Source organism: Streptomyces sp. NPDC093018, from assembly GCF_040684035.1.
Classification (GTDB): Bacteria; Actinomycetota; Actinomycetes; order Streptomycetales; family Streptomycetaceae; genus Streptomyces; species Streptomyces murinus.
In genome coordinates this window covers 80,793-95,803 of record NZ_JBFBFF010000007.1, presented here as the reverse complement: position 1 = coordinate 95,803, position 15,011 = coordinate 80,793, and the positions used below count along the sequence as shown (strand labels likewise).

At 75.3% G+C, this 15,011-nt stretch carries 15 protein-coding genes; 6 read left to right on the top strand and 9 right to left on the bottom strand.

All coding sequences use genetic code 11. The features are described from left to right. Positions 1–98: 98 nt before the first annotated feature. Positions 99–644 carry an ATP-binding protein gene (locus AB0N90_RS18000; RefSeq protein WP_365197560.1) on the top strand — a complete coding sequence of 182 codons (546 nt, stop codon included), beginning with the start codon at positions 99–101 and terminating at the stop codon, positions 642–644. Between the two features lie 233 nt (positions 645–877). Here AB0N90_RS18000 and AB0N90_RS17995 read toward each other — a convergent pair whose 3' ends face one another. The 8 genes from AB0N90_RS17995 to AB0N90_RS17960 all read right to left on the bottom strand — a co-directional run bounded on the left by AB0N90_RS17995 (position 878) and on the right by AB0N90_RS17960 (position 9,189). Continuing rightward, complete coding sequence (locus AB0N90_RS17995) at positions 878–1,171, bottom strand: hypothetical protein (RefSeq protein WP_365197558.1); 294 nt, start codon at positions 1,169–1,171, stop codon at positions 878–880. A 35-nt stretch (positions 1,172–1,206) separates the two neighbouring features. Then, the gene (locus tag AB0N90_RS17990) at positions 1,207–3,303 is read right to left on the bottom strand and encodes an acetoacetate decarboxylase family protein (protein WP_365197556.1); all 2,097 of its coding nucleotides are present in this window, start codon (positions 3,301–3,303) and stop codon (positions 1,207–1,209) included. Positions 3,304–3,773: 470 nt separating this feature from the next. Then, positions 3,774–4,430, bottom strand: a complete 657-nt coding sequence (locus tag AB0N90_RS17985; protein ID WP_128793218.1) for a response regulator transcription factor — start codon at positions 4,428–4,430, stop codon at positions 3,774–3,776. After that, positions 4,427–5,740 carry a histidine kinase gene (locus AB0N90_RS17980; RefSeq protein ID WP_365197554.1) on the bottom strand — a complete coding sequence of 438 codons (1,314 nt, stop codon included), beginning with the start codon at positions 5,738–5,740 and terminating at the stop codon, positions 4,427–4,429. Before AB0N90_RS17980 ends, AB0N90_RS17985 begins: the two co-directional genes overlap by 4 nt. A 14-nt stretch (positions 5,741–5,754) precedes the next feature. Beyond that, positions 5,755–6,603 (bottom strand): ABC transporter permease, encoded by an 849-nt coding sequence (locus tag AB0N90_RS17975; protein ID WP_365197552.1) that lies wholly within the window; start codon positions 6,601–6,603, stop codon positions 5,755–5,757. After that, the gene (locus AB0N90_RS17970) at positions 6,600–7,571 is read right to left on the bottom strand and encodes an ATP-binding cassette domain-containing protein (protein WP_365197550.1); all 972 of its coding nucleotides are present in this window, start codon (positions 7,569–7,571) and stop codon (positions 6,600–6,602) included. The genes AB0N90_RS17975 and AB0N90_RS17970 overlap by 4 nt, the downstream gene beginning before the upstream one ends. A gap of 156 nt (positions 7,572–7,727) precedes the next feature. Continuing rightward, the gene (locus AB0N90_RS17965; protein WP_365197548.1) at positions 7,728–8,771 is read right to left on the bottom strand and encodes a M56 family metallopeptidase; all 1,044 of its coding nucleotides are present in this window, start codon (positions 8,769–8,771) and stop codon (positions 7,728–7,730) included. Positions 8,772–8,775: 4 nt separating this feature from the next. Beyond that, positions 8,776–9,189: a BlaI/MecI/CopY family transcriptional regulator gene (locus AB0N90_RS17960; RefSeq protein ID WP_365197545.1), complete on the bottom strand. Its 414-nt coding sequence runs from the start codon at positions 9,187–9,189 to the stop codon at positions 8,776–8,778. A gap of 184 nt (positions 9,190–9,373) precedes the next feature. On the opposite strand from AB0N90_RS17960, the gene AB0N90_RS17955 reads away from it, so the two are divergent. Together AB0N90_RS17955 and AB0N90_RS17950 are read left to right on the top strand one after the other, a co-directional pair. Then, positions 9,374–10,792 (top strand): UDP-N-acetylglucosamine--N-acetylglucosamine transferase, encoded by a 1,419-nt coding sequence (locus AB0N90_RS17955; RefSeq protein ID WP_365197542.1) that lies wholly within the window; start codon positions 9,374–9,376, stop codon positions 10,790–10,792. Then, positions 10,789–11,538 carry a polysaccharide deacetylase family protein gene (locus tag AB0N90_RS17950; RefSeq protein ID WP_365197540.1) on the top strand — a complete coding sequence of 250 codons (750 nt, stop codon included), beginning with the start codon at positions 10,789–10,791 and terminating at the stop codon, positions 11,536–11,538. The genes AB0N90_RS17955 and AB0N90_RS17950 overlap by 4 nt, the downstream gene beginning before the upstream one ends. A 9-nt stretch (positions 11,539–11,547) precedes the next feature. Here AB0N90_RS17950 and AB0N90_RS17945 read toward each other — a convergent pair whose 3' ends face one another. After that, the gene (locus AB0N90_RS17945) at positions 11,548–12,000 is read right to left on the bottom strand and encodes an NAD(P)H-dependent oxidoreductase (RefSeq protein WP_365197537.1); all 453 of its coding nucleotides are present in this window, start codon (positions 11,998–12,000) and stop codon (positions 11,548–11,550) included. A 165-nt stretch (positions 12,001–12,165) separates the two neighbouring features. On the opposite strand from AB0N90_RS17945, the gene AB0N90_RS17940 reads away from it, so the two are divergent. The 3 genes from AB0N90_RS17940 to AB0N90_RS17930 all read left to right on the top strand — a co-directional run bounded on the left by AB0N90_RS17940 (position 12,166) and on the right by AB0N90_RS17930 (position 14,725). After that, a complete protein-coding gene (locus AB0N90_RS17940; protein ID WP_365197535.1) occupies positions 12,166–12,807 on the top strand; it encodes a methyltransferase domain-containing protein in 642 nt (213 codons plus the stop codon). A gap of 59 nt (positions 12,808–12,866) precedes the next feature. Next, positions 12,867–13,202 carry a hypothetical protein gene (locus tag AB0N90_RS17935; protein WP_361681691.1) on the top strand — a complete coding sequence of 112 codons (336 nt, stop codon included), beginning with the start codon at positions 12,867–12,869 and terminating at the stop codon, positions 13,200–13,202. A gap of 158 nt (positions 13,203–13,360) precedes the next feature. Next, positions 13,361–14,725 carry an FAD-dependent oxidoreductase gene (locus AB0N90_RS17930; RefSeq protein ID WP_365197533.1) on the top strand — a complete coding sequence of 455 codons (1,365 nt, stop codon included), beginning with the start codon at positions 13,361–13,363 and terminating at the stop codon, positions 14,723–14,725. The last annotated feature ends 286 nt before the right edge of the window (positions 14,726–15,011 follow it).

Below are 15,011 nucleotides of genomic sequence, written 5' to 3'. Positions count from 1 at the left end.
GGGCGGTGTGCCGTCTGCTGCGCGCGGCCGGCCGACCGACCCCCCACCACGCACGGCCGGACGCTCCCCACGCGAGGCCGGACGAAAGGCGCACGGCGATGGCTCCGCCCTTCCTCCCCCGACCGCTCCACCGCCCGCCCCCGAACGCGAGATCGGACCGGTCGTCGCGCGCGGACGGTCCGGGCCCGAGGCAGGGCGCGCTGTCCGAGAAGGCCCGCGGCCCGCTGGCCGAAGCACGGCTCCCGGCCTCGGACGCCTCCTTCGAGCTGCCGGCCCACTCCCTGTCCGTCGGCGTCGCCCGCCGGGTCGTACGGGAACTGCTGACGGTGTGGGACGTGCCGCAGGGGGTACGGGACGATGTGGTCCTGGTGGTCTCCGAGCTGGTCACCAACGCCCTGGTGCACGCGGGCGGTACGCGGATCGGCTGCCGGCTGCACCGCACGGCCGAGCGGATACGGGTCGAGGTGGCGGACGAGATCACCGGGGACGCGGGCTCCGCGCTCCCGGTGGCCTGCCGACCCGGGCCCGAGGACCAGCACGGGCGCGGGTTGCTCCTGGTGGAGGCGCTGAGCCTCGGCTGGGGCGTCACCCTCCCGTCCGACCGGGCCGCGCGTGTCGTCCGGGCGGAACTGCGGTCCGTCTGAAGCACCTTGCTCCACCCGGCTCTTCCCGGTAGCCCCGCCGCTCTTCGAACCGCCGTTGCGGACCAACCCCCACCAGTCCGAAGGATCCCCATGCACCACACCGCTCCCCTCCCCCAGCCCCTCCCGGTCGTCGACCCCTCCTGGACCCGCGCCCGCCCGAAGCCCGGCTCCGAGGAACAGCCCGACTGACCCCCGCCCCTTCTCCCTCCCTCTACGACGACTTCTACGACCCTCTACGACGACCCCGACATCGCACCCCGCGTCGGCCGGTCGGCGCGCGCGTGGGCGAGCAACGCCTCGGCGGCGGTGCGCAGTCGGACCGCCGCCGAGGCGCACGCGGCCGCCTGCCGTTCCAGGGCCGGGCGGCTCCACTCCGGTGCCGCCGGACAGCCGCCGAGGGTGGTGACGGTGGCGCTAAGACGCCGGGCGTAGCCGTCCATCAGGTCGGCGTCGGCCCGCAACCGGCCGATGTGGGCGAGGAGTTCATCGGCCTGCGCCGCGCTCGACCGGGCGGACTCGGTCACCATGGGTACTCCCAACTAGGCTGCGTGCGTACGGGACTTCAGCGCGCCAGCTCCGCGCCGCCGCCGCGGTGCGCCATGAACTGCGGGCAGGCCAGCACGAACAGCGGCCGGGCCGCGTCGATGCCGAGCCGGCGCAGCTGTCCGGCGAGGGGTTCGGCGGCCGCGGTGTCGAGCCGTACCCGGACGCCCGCGCCCGGGTGCAGCCGGAGCCTGCCATGGGCCCGGACCAGGGTGCGGACCGTGCCGGTGCCCCGGCGGCCGTACAGGGCCCGGTCGGCGTCGGGGCAGCGGACGCCCGGCCCGAGCCGGCCCTCGACCACGAGCCCGAGGTCCTCGGAGCGGGCCCGGATCTCCCGGCCCGTCAGGTCGGCCTCGGCGCGCATTCTGAGCACCGGCTGCCCCCAGACCTCCTGCGCGACCACGCGGGCCGCCTCGGTGGTGACGGCGAGCGAGAGGACGTAGCGGCCGGTGCGGCGCAGGTCGACGCGGCGCAGCAGATCGGTGACGGCGTCGCACGGACGCGGTCGCCACAGGTCGTCCACCAGGACGGACAGGGCGATCTCGGTGTACGGGCCGATGGTGGTGCACCGGTGCTCGTGCAGGGAGAGCACGGCGAGGGCCCGGGGGCCGAGCCGGCTCGGTGTCAGCCAGTCCGCGTCGGGCAGCAGGCTCCGGGCGGCGGCCGGGTCGACGGGGAAGCAGAGGTGCGCGGCGGCGGAGTCGTAGTACCGCACCGGTACGTCGACCGGGCCCACCGTGGTGCGTACGGGGGCGGTGGCGAGAGTGAGGAAAGGGTGGCCGGCGGGCGGGTGGGCGTGGTCCTTGAGCCGGTACGCCTGGGTGCGTACGACGGGACCCCGGTAGGGGGCCAGTGCCTCGTCCAGGTCCGCGCGGGCCACGGGGAGCAGGGTGCGCAGATGCTCGATGTACTCGCGCAGGCGGTGGCACAGGGGGAACTCGCGGGTGGGACCGGCGTATTCGACGTGGTAGCGGGTGGCGTCGGCCGGATCCGCGGGGGCCGCCGGTTCGGTGCGGTGGCCGTCGGGGGCGGCCACCAGGTCGTACTGGTTGGTGACGGTGGCGATCCAGGTGCGGGGGTCGGCGGGTTTGCGGTCGCCGGAGGGGGAGCCCACGGCGATGGCGTGGGTGACGCGGTAGGTGCGGCAGAAGTCCTCGTCCTGGGCGAGGTTGAGGACCGCGTTGCCGCCCTCGCTGTGGCCGATCAGGGCGAGTTCGGCGCCGCGCGGGATGCCGTGCGCTGCCAGGGCGCGCACCAGGGCGCGGGTGTACGGGGAGTCCGTCGCGCGCAGGTCGCGCCAGGCGCCCACGAGGTCCTGCGGGGCGTCGTGGCGGGGCCGTCCGGGGGCCGTGCCGGGGGCCTGGACGACGTAGCGGACGACGCCGTCGGGGCCGCGCACGTTCTGGACGAGGATTCGTCCGTCGGTGGACAGCGCCTCGATGTTGCGCAGGAAGCCGAGGAGGGAGCCCTCGGTGGCGATGATCCGGCGGCGCTGGTCGGTGAGGTCGACGGCCTCGGCGCCGCCCTCGGGGGTGCCGCCGCCCTCGGACCGCCCGTCCAGCAGGGCGCATACGGCAAGGAGTTCGGATATCAGCGGCGCGAGCCCGGACAGCGCGCGCTGGGCCGTGCGGTCCCGCAGCAGGGCGCGCAGGGCCCGTACGGCGTCCTCGTCGCGGTCGGCGGTGACGGCCCGGGTCAGCAGGCGCATGCCCGGGGTGCGGGCCAGTTCGGGGTGGTCGGCGAGTACGGCGGTGACGCGCAGGCGCAGCGAGGTGAGGGCCACCAGCGCGGCCAGGTTCTCTGCGCCGCGCGCCCGGCCCGCGAGGCGGAGGACGCGGGTGGCGGCGCCGCGGGGCCCGGCGCCCGCGGGGCCGCCGAGGCCCGGTCCGGCGGTGAGGGCCCGCAGCAGCGCCCAGTATCCGGCGAGGCCGGTGCGGGGGTGGCGGCGGGTGGCGGCGGCCAGGTCCGGGGCGGACAGGGTGGTGGCGGTGCGTTCGGACACCGCGCGGATGCCCTCGGCGATCTCCAGCAGGTCCCGCGCGCGGTCGCGCAGCACGTTCCCTGGGTCCGGACCGCCCGGCACGGGCCGCCCGGGTGCGGTGCCGTCCGCTCGCATCCGGCGCTCCCTCGGTTCGACGACGTACGACGGCTGCGGCCGCGTCGGCGTGACGCGACCCGCGTCCATCGTGTGCCAGCCCCACCGGCCCCGCACCTTCGTCCGGGGCCGGGACGGGGGCGGCGGGGGTGTCGCCGGGCACCGGGGACGGGCCGCGGAGTGAGGGAGCGGCGGGTGGGCGGCCGTTGGTGCCACTCGCATATTCCCGACGGGGGGTCACTCGGGTGGCCTAGGGGGGCGCCCCGGGGCGGGCCGTGCGGAGCGGCGGGCGGGGGCCGTTGGAGCCGGGCGCGCGTTCCGGGCGGGGCAGACCGCTCGGATGGCCCGGGGATGCCCAGGGGCGGGGGCACCCGGGGATGCCCAGGGGTGGGGGCAGTCGGGTGCCTGGGGGCAGGGCGGTCGGGCTCAGGTGCACGGCGGTCGCGCGGCCACGGTGTCCTGGGGGCGGCGGTCAACGGGTGACCACACCCTCACCGCACGCTCGGTCTCGCCAGCCCGAGGTCGTACGCGAAGATCACCGCCTGGACCCGGTCGCGGGCGCCCGTCTTGGCCAGGACACGGCCGACATGGGTCTTGACCGTGGACTCGGAGAGGACGAGGCGGGTGGCGATCTCGCCGTTGGTCCAGCCTTTGCCGATGGCGACCAGGATCTCGCGTTCCCGCTCGGTGAGACGGTCGACGCGGGGGTCGTCGGTGGGGGCGGAGCCGTAGCGGGCGAACTCGTCAAGGAGGCGGCGGGTGAGGGCGGGGGCGATCACCGCGTCGCCGCCCGCGACGGCGCGGATACCGGCCAGCAGCTCGTCGGGGCGGGCGTCCTTGAGCAGAAAGCCGCTGGCCCCGGCGCGCAGGGCCGCGTGCACATACTCGTCCAGGTCGAAGGTGGTCAGCACGAGGACGCGCGAGCGGGCACCGGTGGCGACGATGCGCCGGGTGGCCTCGATGCCGTCCATGCCGGGCATCCGGATGTCCATCAGGACGACGTCCGGGCGCAGTTGGGCGGCCCGGCGGACGGCCTCCGCGCCATGGGCCGCCTCGCCGACCACCTCGGTGCCGGGCACGGAGTCCAGCAGCATCCGGAAGCCGTACCGTTGCAGCGGCTGGTCGTCCACGATGAGTACGGTGGTCACGCCGCGCCCTCCCGCGGGCCGAGTTCGAGGGTGGCCGCCACGGTCCAGCCGCCGCCCGGTGCGGGGCCCGCGCTGAGCCGGCCGCCGTACAGCGCGACGCGCTCACGCATGCCCAACAGGCCCTGGCCGTCGTGCCGTTGGCCCACTCGGACGTTCTTGCCGGTGTCGCGGACCTGGATGCCGAGCCGGTCCGCGCCGACGTCGATCGCAAGGTCCACCCGGGTGCCGCTGCCCGCGTGCTTCAGGGTGTTGGTCATGGCTTCCTGCACGATCCGGTAGACGGTCAACTGCAGGCCCTCGTCCAGGGCTTCCGCTCTCCCGGAGGTCCGGTAGACGACGTCGAGCCCGGCGGCGCGCACGCCGTGGCAGAGGGCGTCGAGGTCGGCGAGTCCGGGCTGCGGGCTGAGTTCGGGTCCGGCGGGCGGGGCGTCGGTGTCGCGCAACACACCGAGGACGCGCCGGAGTTCACCGAGTGCCTGGCGGCCGGTGTCACCGATGAGCCGGAGCGCCTCGGCGCCGCGTCCGGAGTCGGCGGCACCGGTGGTGGCGCACGCGCCCGCGTCGGCCAGGGTGATCACGACGGACAGATGGTGGCCGACGATGTCGTGCATCTCCCGTGCCACCCGGGCCCGTTCGGAGGCGGCGGCCAGTCTGCTGCGCTGGTCGCGCTCCGTCTCCAGGCGGGCTGCCCGGTCCCGCAGCGCGGCCAGCTGGGCGCGGCGGATCCGGATCACCAGGCCCAGCGCGAGCGCCGCGGTCGCCGTGCTCAGCAGGAAGAACAGCGCGTCCGTGACGGACACGACGACCGACACCCGCATCGCGACCAGCGCCAGCGCGGCCGCCATCACCGCGCAGGCCCACGGCAGTTGGCGGGGCCTGCCGTGCAGGGCCAGGCTGTACAGGGCGATGAAGAGGGCGACGTCCGCGTGCAGGGCGGCGCCGAGGGCCCACTGGAGGACGAACACGGCGGCGACGGCGGCGAAGGCCGCCGCGGGACGGCGTCTGCGCCACAGCAGCGGCAGTACCAGGCCCGCCTGCGCGGCGAGCATGCCCGCGGGCGGCAGCCGGGTGAAGGCGAGCCGGAAGCGGCGCGGTCCGTCGGCGTCGACGACACCGCCGTGCAGCAGGTCGGGCAGGCAGAACATCAGGAAGACGACGGCCACCAGGGCGGTGTCCAGCACCCAGGGCCGGGCCAGGTCGGCGCCCCGCAGCCACCGGCCGGCCCGGCCGAGCCGGGCGACCAGCGGCCCCATGCCGCCGAGTTCCTCCGTGACCGCCGCGGCCGCGGGGACGGGAGACAGGGTGGTCATGGCGGGGTTCCCGGTCAGACGTCCCCCCGCCGCAACCGGTAGGCCGCCCCGGCCAGCGCCAGCACGGTCCAGCCGAGGAAGACCAGCAGCCCGGCGCCGGGGGCCAGTGAGGTGGCGTCGTGGGTGAGGGCGTACATCGCCTGGCCCGCGTTGCTCGGCAGATAGGGGCCGATGTCGTCCTGCCAGGAGCTGGGCAGCAGGGAGGCGAGGCCGGGGACGAGCATGAAGGTGGCGACCAGCACGGAGATACCGCCGGCCACCGAGCGCAGCAGCGCGCCGAGGGCCGTGCCGATGACGCCGACGAGGCCGAGGTAGAGACCGGCGCCGAACAGGCCCCGGAGGACGCCGGTGTGACCGAGCGTCAGGGCGGCGGACGTGCCGGAGACGACGCGGCTGCCGATGAGGAAGGCGACGAACGCGCCGACCGTGCCGACGACGAGGGCGACCAGTGCGTACACCGCCGCCTTGGACCACAGCACGGGCAGCCGGCGCGGTACCGCCGCCATGGTGGAGCGGATCATGCCGGTGGAGTACTCCCCCGCGGTGACCAGCACGCCCAGGACGCCGAGGGCGAGTTGGGCGAAGTTGGCGCCGAAGAGGGAGAGGCTGAGGGCCGTGGAGCGGGCGAAGTCCTTGTCCATGCGGGGCGAGCCGGTCATGGACCGGTAGCGGTAGGCGGCGATGACGCCGAAGACGACGAGGAACAGCAGTCCCAGGCCGAGGGTGATCCAGGTGGAGCGCAGTGACCAGAGTTTGGCCCATTCGGAGGCCAGGACACGGCGCCCGGTGACCCGGTAGGCGGGGCGGCCGGGCGCGGCCTCGGTGTTCCCCGCGGCTGAGGTGGTCTCGGTCAGGGTGCTCATGCGGCGCTCCCGGGGCGGTCGGTGCCGGTGGTGGCGGCGGTGCCGGTGGTGGCGGCGCCGGTCGTGCCGCCGTGGTACTCGACGGCGTCCCTGGTCAGGTCCATGAAGGCCGACTCCAGGGACACCGCCCTGGTGCTCAGTTCGAACAGGGGGATGCCGTGTTCGGCGGCCTTCAGCCCGATCTCCCGTGCGCTCACCCCGCTGACCTGGAGTTCCTCCGAGCCGACCCGGCCGGTGATCTCCACGCCCGGCCCGGCGAGCACCTCCCGCAGCCGTCCCGGGTCCTCGGTGGCGACCCGGACGGTGTCACCGCCCGCCTCGCGCACCAGGTCCCGTACGGTCGTGTCGGCGAGCAGCCGCCCCCGGCCCACGACGATCAGATGGTCCGCGACCTGGGCGACCTCGCTCATCAGATGGGAGGACACGAAGACGGTACGGCCCTCCGCCGCGAGCGAGGTGAGCAGGTTGCGGATCCACAGGACGCCCTCGGGGTCGAGTCCGTTGACCGGTTCGTCCAGCATCACCGTGCGGGGGTCGCCGAGCAGGGCCGCGGCGATGCCGAGCCGCTGGCCCATGCCGAGCGAGAAGGAACCGGCCCGCTTTCCGGCGACGCTGCCGAGCCCGGCGAGCCGGATCACCTCCTCGACGCGGCGGCGCGGGATGCCATGGGTCAGCGCGAGCGCCCGCAGGTGCTGGTAGGCCGAGCGGCCGGGGTGCACGGACCTGGCCTCCAGCAGGGCGCCGACCTCCTGGAGCGGGGCGCGATGGCCCGCGTAGCGGCGGCCGCCCACGGTGACGGAGCCGCTCGTCGGGGCGTCGAGGCCGACGATCATGCGCATGGTGGTGGACTTCCCGGCGCCGTTCGGGCCCAGGAATCCGGTGACGGTGCCGGGCTTGACGACGAAGTCAAGGCCGTCGACCGCCGTCTTCTCGCCGTACCTCTTGGTCAGTCCTCGTGCCTCGATCATGCGGGCTCCCTCGGTCGCGGACCGCGGCGTCCGTCGCGCCCTGGTGGGCGGCGGCGTCCGTCACGTCTGACGTCTCATCCGCAACGCTAGGCGCCGAAACCCCGCAAACCCGTGGTACTGGGGGCTGAACGGGGCAGAAGGGGTGGTACCGGGGTACTACGCCCGGCCGCCGGGTCGGTGCGGGCCGCAGTGGCGGTGCCGGTGCCGTGTGCCGTCCGCGGCGGCGTCCGGGTCGGTGGCGACCGGGGCCCGGTGGCCCGAACCGGCCGTGTCCGCACGGGCGGTGGCCGTGGCGCGCTCGGCCGAACGGGCGGTCACCACCATGCGCTCGCTGTCGGAGGCGGCCTCGGCGAGGCTGGCGCAGCACAGCGCGAGCAGCGCGGCACCGGCCACCACGGGCAGGGCGCGCGGTCGCGGGGGCGGGGCCAGCAGGGCCCGTACCCGCTGCGGCACGGCCCCGCCGGTCGCGGCCAGCGCCGGCCGGTCCTTCGCGGCGGCGGCGGCCAGGGCGGCGCGGCCGACGGCGCGGGCGACCACCGTACGGCTGCCCACATGTGCGGCGGCGGCCTCGTCGGCCCAGCGTTCCAGGACGAAGCCGCCCGCGTCGGCGAGCGGCCGCAGCAGCGGGGTGACGGCCGCGGCGAGCCGCCACAGGGCGAGGTAGAGGTGGTGCCGGCCGCGCAGATGGGCGCGTTCGTGTGCGAGCAGGGCGGCGCGCTCCTCGTCGCCGAGGCAGCGCAGCATGCCCCGGGAGACCACGATCCGGCCGGGCGCGCCGGGCAGCGCGAACGCCTGCGGCACCGGGTCGTCGAGGACGGCCAGTTCGGTGTCGCCGGGCAGCGCGGCCGCCTCCCGCCGGGTCCACCGCAGGTGCCGGGTCCCCCGTACGGCGGCCACGGCGAGCGAGCCGGTCGCGGCGGCCAGGCCGAGCGCGCCGAGGATCGCGACGGCGAGGGAGACCGGGTCGGCGGCGCGCAGCGCGGCCACCGACCAGTGGCCCTGCTCGGCGACCTCGGGAATCTGTGCGAGCCCGGTGAAGGACAGCAGCGCGAGCGAGCCGAGCCAGCCGAGGGCGGTGACCGTCGCGGCGCAGGCCAGGGAGCGGGCGGCGGCGCGGGGCGGCAGCCGGCGGGCGGCGCGCGGGGCGAGCACGGCGAGGACGACGGTCACCAGCAGGGGCACATAGACGGTGAAGGTCACCCGGTCACGGCTCCTCGGCGGGGCGGTCCTGGTCGGGTCCGGTGAGCAGCCGCTGGAGCAACTGCTCGTCCTCGGCGGAGAGTTCGGAGACGAACCGGGCGAGCACCGCCTCCCGGTCCGAGCCGCGGTCCAGCAGGGTCCGCATCCGGGCGGCGGTGTCGGACGCCTCGTCGCGGGCGGGGGCGTAGGCATAGCCGCGGCCCTCCCGGCGCCGGACCAGCATGCCCTTGTCGTACAGGCGGGACAGGATGGTCAGCACGGTGGTGTACGCCAGGTCGCCGGGCAGTCCGGCCAGGACCTGCCGGGCGGTCAGCGGCCGGTCGGCGGCCCAGAGGACGGCCAGCACACTGCTCTCCAGCTCGCCGCGCGCCCTGCGGCCGGACGGCTCGTCCGCCGCCCCGCTTTCCCGCTCACGCACTCTCGGTCCCTCCTCCCGCCCCCTGACGGCCTTTTGCCGGGCCTTGACGGTCCGCCGGACCAGCCTACCCGGCTGCTCCTACATGTCGTACGAGCTTATCTACTACATGTTGTAGAGTTCCGGCTGCTCCGCCCGGCTCCCGCGCGGACCTCCCTCCTGCTGCTCTCGCGCGGAAGGCACAGCCATGCCCCATCTCGGAAGTACGGCCCATCTGCGTGCCCTGGCGGCCGCCACCCTGCGCGGCACGCCGCCGCCCGGGCCCGCGGCGGCGGCCGAGCGGATCACGCTCCTGTCCGCCGGTATCGGCGCCGGGCACGACGGCGCCGCCGCGGAGCTGGCCCGCCGGCTCACGGCGGACGGGTTCACGGTGGACCGGCTCGATCTGCTGGAGCTGCTGCCCGCCGGGACCGGCCGGCTCGTCCGGGACGGCTACCACCGGATGCTGCGCACGGCGCCCTGGGCCTATCAGCGCATCTACCGCGGCACCGAACGCGCGGGCGGCGGCGGGCCGTTGACCGCGGCGCTGCTGCGCGGCGCGCGGCAGCGGGTGCTGCGGGCCCTGCCGCCGGGCACCCGGGCGGTCGTCTCCACGTATCCGGGCGCCAGCCGGGTCCTGGGCGGGCTGCGCCGGGCGGGCCTGCTGACCGTCCCCGCGCTCACCTATCTGACCGACTTCTCGGTGCATCCGCTGTGGGTGGCCGACGGCATCGACGTCCATCTCGCGGCGCACGCCGTGCCCGCCGCACAGGCCCGGGGCGCGGGGGCCGGGGACGTGCGGGTGACCGGACCGGTCACCGACCCGCGCTTCCGCCCGGCCGACGAGGAGACGCGCGCCGCCGCCCGGGCCCGCTTCGGACTGCCCGCGCGGGCGTCGCCGGCCCTGCTGGTCGCCGGTTCGTGGGGCGTGGGCCTGGTACGGCAAGTGGCCCTGGAACTGCGGGCGTCCAGGGTCGCGGTCCCGGTGGCGGTGTGCGGCCGCAACGAGGCGCTGGCCGCACGGCTGCGGGCCGACGGCGTCGAGCACGCCTTCGGCTGGGTGGACGACATGCCCGCCCTGATGCATGTCGCCGACGTACTGGTGCAGAACGCGGGCGGGCTGACCTCCCTGGAGGCGTTCGCCGCCGGGCTGCCGGTGGCGAGTTACCGCTGTATACCGGGCCATGGGCAGACCAATGCCGCGGCTCTGGAGGCGGCGGGGGTCGCCGCGTGGATCCGGGACGCCGACGCGTTCACCTCCGTCGTCTTCGAGTTGGCCAACGGGGCGCGGGGCCTGCGGCAACGCGCGGCGGCTCGCGCGCTGTTCGCGGACGCCGGGTGCGGTCCGGCCGCCGAGATCGCGCGCATCGCCAGGGCGGCCCCCGCGCGGACGACCGTACCAACTCCCGTCCTGCGGCGGCCGATCGGGCGCCCGCGGCGCATCGCCGCGGTCACGGCGGTCGCGTGCGCGCTCTGGGCGACCGCGCTCGGTACGGCGGTCGCCACCACCGACGACGGTCCGCGCCTGATGCACGCCCTCGGCCATGAACTGGACCCCGACGACGCGGGCCAGGCCGCGCACACCCTGCACGACGCCGCCCCGCACGCAGAGGGCCACCGCCGATGAGCACCGCACCCGCCCTGCGGGGCGCCGCCCTGGCCGCGCTGCCCGTACTCGCCGCCGTGCACGCCGCGCCGGCGATCGCCGCGTACGGCCCGCTGCGCAAGCGCGTCATGCCCCGACTGTCCGGGCACGGCCGGACGGGGCATGTCGCCCTCACCTTCGATGACGGGCCCGACCCGTACTCCACCCCGCTGTTCCTGGGCGCGCCGGCCGGGCGCGGGGTGCGCGCCACGTTCTTCCTGCTCGGCCGCGAGGCCCGGCGGAGCCCCGGGCTGGTGCGCGAGATCGCCGCCGAGGGCCATGAGATCGGCGTCCACGGCTGGCTGCACCGCCCGCTGCCGCTGCGCGGCCCCCGGGCGACCCACGACGACCCGGCCCGCGCGCGGGACCTGGTCGGCGAGCTCACCGGCCGGCGCCCCGCCCTGTTCCGACCGCCCTACGGGGTGCTGTCGACCGCCGCCCACCTGGCCGCGCGGCGGCTGGACCTGACGCCGGTGCTGTGGACCTGCTGGGGCGAGGACTGGACCGCCCGCGCCACCCCGTCCTCCGTGCACCGGAGCGTCGTCCGCGATCTGCGCGGCGGCGGCACGATCCTGCTCCACGACTCCGACTCCACCTCCGCCCCCGGCTCCGGCTCCTGGCGCGCCACCCTCGGCGCCCTGCCGCGCATCCTGGACAGCTGTGCCGAACGCGGCCCGGCGGTGGGGCCGTTGCGCGAGCACGGCCCGGCGGGCGAGTGGGGGGTGTGAAGGGGCGGGTCAGTCGGACAGGCCCGCGGCGAGGGTGGCGCCGAGTTCCCAGCAGGCCTCCGTGTCGGCCCGGCCGGGTTCACCCGTGACGGTTACCGGTTCGGCGGCGCGGCGCCAGCCGAGGCCGGTGGTGATGGTGTCCAGGGCGCGCACCGCGCCCGTGACGTCGTTGCCCCCGTGGACGTAGTAGCCGAAGGGGCGGCCCCGGGTCTCGTCCAGGCAGGGGTAGTAGATCTGGTCGAAGAAGTGTTTGAGGGCGCCGGAGATGTAGCCGAGGTTCGCGGGGGTGCCGAGGAGGTAGCCGTCGGCTTCGAGGACATCGGCGGCGGTGGCCGCGAGGGCCGCGCGGCGCACCACCCGGACGCCCTCGATCTCGGGTGCCGTGGCGCCGGAGACGACGGCCTCGAACAGGGTCTGGCAGTTGGGTGACGGGGTGTGGTGGACGATCAGCAAGGTGGGCACACCCGCACCCTGCCGGGTCCGGCGCGCGGTGCGCAAACGGGCCGTCGCCCCGTGCCGTTGTGGTCGCGGTGCGCGGGGTGCGAGGATGCCCGGCGCCGGTGCCGCAGGGGTGCCGTGCGGGGTCGGTGCCGTACGGGTCGGCGCCGGGCGACGGGAGGAGCCGTGGTGGCCGAGGACGAGCGCCGGGTACCGGCGGCCGTGGTGTTCGACGCGCTGGGTCTCGACTACGAGAAGGCGTTCGCCTCCTCCGAGGCGCACCGGGCGTCCCTGCGGTGGCTGCTGGAGCGGCTGGCACCGGGTAGCCGGGTGCTGGACGTGGGCTGCGGCACGGGGCGGCCGACCGCGGCGGCCCTCGCGGACGCGGGGCACCGGGTGCTCGGTGTCGATGTGTCCCCGGTGATGGTGGAGTTGGCGGCGCGGCAGGTGCCGGGGGCCGAGTTCCGCCGGGCGGATATCCGTGAACTTCCGCTGGAGGACGGGGCGTTCGACGCGGCCTGCGCCTACTTCTCGCTGCTCCAGATGGACCGGGCCGAGCAGGAGGCCGTGGTGGGCCGGCTCGCGCGGGCGGTACGGCCCGGTGGGTTCGTGGTGCTGGCGACCGTGCCCGTCGACATCGAGGGCGCCGAGGGGCTGTTCATGGGGCAGCCGGTGCGGGTGACGAGCTTCGGCGCGGACGCGTTCGAGGATCTGGCGGTCCGGGCCGGGCTCGCCGTACTGGCGCAGGAGCGCGCGGAGTTCGCGCCCGCGCATCCCGAGGCGGTACCGGAGCCGCATCTGTTCCTGCACTGCCGGCGGCCCGCGCGGTAGCCTCTGGTCTTCCTCAAGCCGCTTGGATCTCGGGGCACTCGGCGGCGAGGATGATCAACATGACGGGAATCGCGGGTCTGAACAGGAAGCACAATCACCTACTGGTCATCCGGGACGCGGAGGTGGTGGCCTCGGCGCTGCGCGCGGCGCTCGCGGAGGCGTCGCCCGAGGAGCGCCCGGGTCTGGAACGCGCCCTCGCGCTGGTCGAGTCGACGGCGCAGGCCACCGAGGCCAAGCTGCGCGCCGACTGGACCCGCGCCCGGCTGGCCGCCGTCGGCTTCACGGGCGATCTCTCCTCGGTCGCGGCGACGAAGGCCCTGCGCCAGGCGGAGCCGAAGCTGAGCCTGCTGGCGGCGGTGCAGCTCCAGAAAGAGGCGCTGACCCAGCCGGAGTGACGGTGGGGAAGGCCGGAAAAGGGGTGCCATAAGACACCCCTAGGGAAGCCATAAGATGCCCTTATGAGGTCATAGGCGGGACCCGTGTACCTACTTAGGTCTGCCTTAGCTTAGGCTTCCCGATCGAGTCGACTTTTTCACTCGAAGGGAACCTGATCATGCCGCGCCCCCTGCGGGTAGCCATCGTCGGAGCCGGCCCCGCCGGGATCTACGCCGCCGACGCCCTGCTCAAGTCCGAGGTGGCCGCCGACCCCGGCGTGTCCATCGACCTCTTCGAGCGCATGCCCGCCCCCTTCGGTCTGATCCGCTACGGCGTCGCGCCGGACCACCCGCGCATCAAGGGCATCGTCACCGCACTGCACCAGGTGCTGGACAAGCCGCAGATCCGGCTGTTCGGCAACGTCGACTACCCGACGGACATCAGCCTGGACGACCTGCGCGACTTCTACGACGCGGTGATCTTCTCCACCGGCGCCATGGCCGACCGCGCGCTGTCCATACCCGGCATCGACCTGGACGGCTCCTACGGCGCCGCCGACTTCGTGTCCTGGTACGACGGCCACCCGGACGTGCCGCGCACCTGGCCCCTGGAGGCCGAGAAGGTCGCGGTGCTCGGTGTCGGCAATGTGGCCCTGGACGTGGCCCGCATCCTCGCCAAGACCGCGGACGAGCTGCTGCCGACCGAGATCCCGCAGAACGTCTACGACGGTCTGAAGGCCAACAAGGCCCTGGAGATCCACGTCTTCGGCCGCCGGGGCCCGGCCCAGGCCAAGTTCAGCCCGATGGAGCTGCGCGAGCTGGACCACTCCCCCAACATCGAGGTCATCGTCGACCCCGAGGACATCGACTACGACGCCGGCTCGATCGAGACCCGGCGCGGCAACAAGCAGGCCGACATGGTCGCCAAGACCCTGGAGAACTGGGCGATCCGGGACGTCGGCGACCGCCCGCACAAGCTGTTCCTGCACCTCTTCGAGTCCCCCGCGGAGATCCTCGGCGAGGACGGCAAGGTCGTCGGCCTGCGCACCGAGCGCACCGCCCTCGACGGCACCGGCAACGTCAAGGGCACCGGCGAGTTCAAGGACTGGGACGTCACCGCCGTCTACCGCGCGGTCGGCTACCTCTCCGAGAAGCTGCCCAAGCTGCCCTGGGACCTCGGCTCGGGCACCGTCCCGGACGAGGGCGGCCGGGTCATCGAGGAGGGCGGCACGCATCTGCAGTCCACCTACGTCACCGGCTGGATCCGGCGCGGCCCCGTCGGCCTCATCGGCCACACGAAGGGCGACGCCAACGAGACGGTGTCCCACCTGCTCGCGGACCACGCGGAGGGCCGGCTGCACACCCCCGCCTCGCCCGCGCCGGAGGCCGTGGACGCCTTCTTCGCCGAGCGCGGCGTCCGCTTCACCACGTGGGAGGGCTGGCACCGGCTGGACGCCGCCGAGCGTGCCCTGGGCGAACCGCAGGGCCGCGAGCGCGTGAAGATCGTCGAGCGTGAGGACATGCTGCGCGAGAGCGGCGCGTAAGCGCTCCGCGCACTGCCTCGGCTGGGGCTGAGCCCTAAGGGGGCTGAGCCTCGGCCGGGGCTCAGCCTCGGCCGCCGTGGGTGGGTGGCCGAGGGTGGAGTGCGGACGGAGTGCGGGTGCGGGCTCGTCGTGGCCGGTCGCGCAGTTCCCCGCGCCCCTGGGGAACTGCCCTGCCGTCGGCCGGGAAGCCGACGTGTCTGGAAAACGCCCCTACGCCCACCCCCGGAGGGACACGCGCCGCGCGCGGGCGCGGGGCCGTCTACGTTTCCCCGGGGCGAGCGGTGAT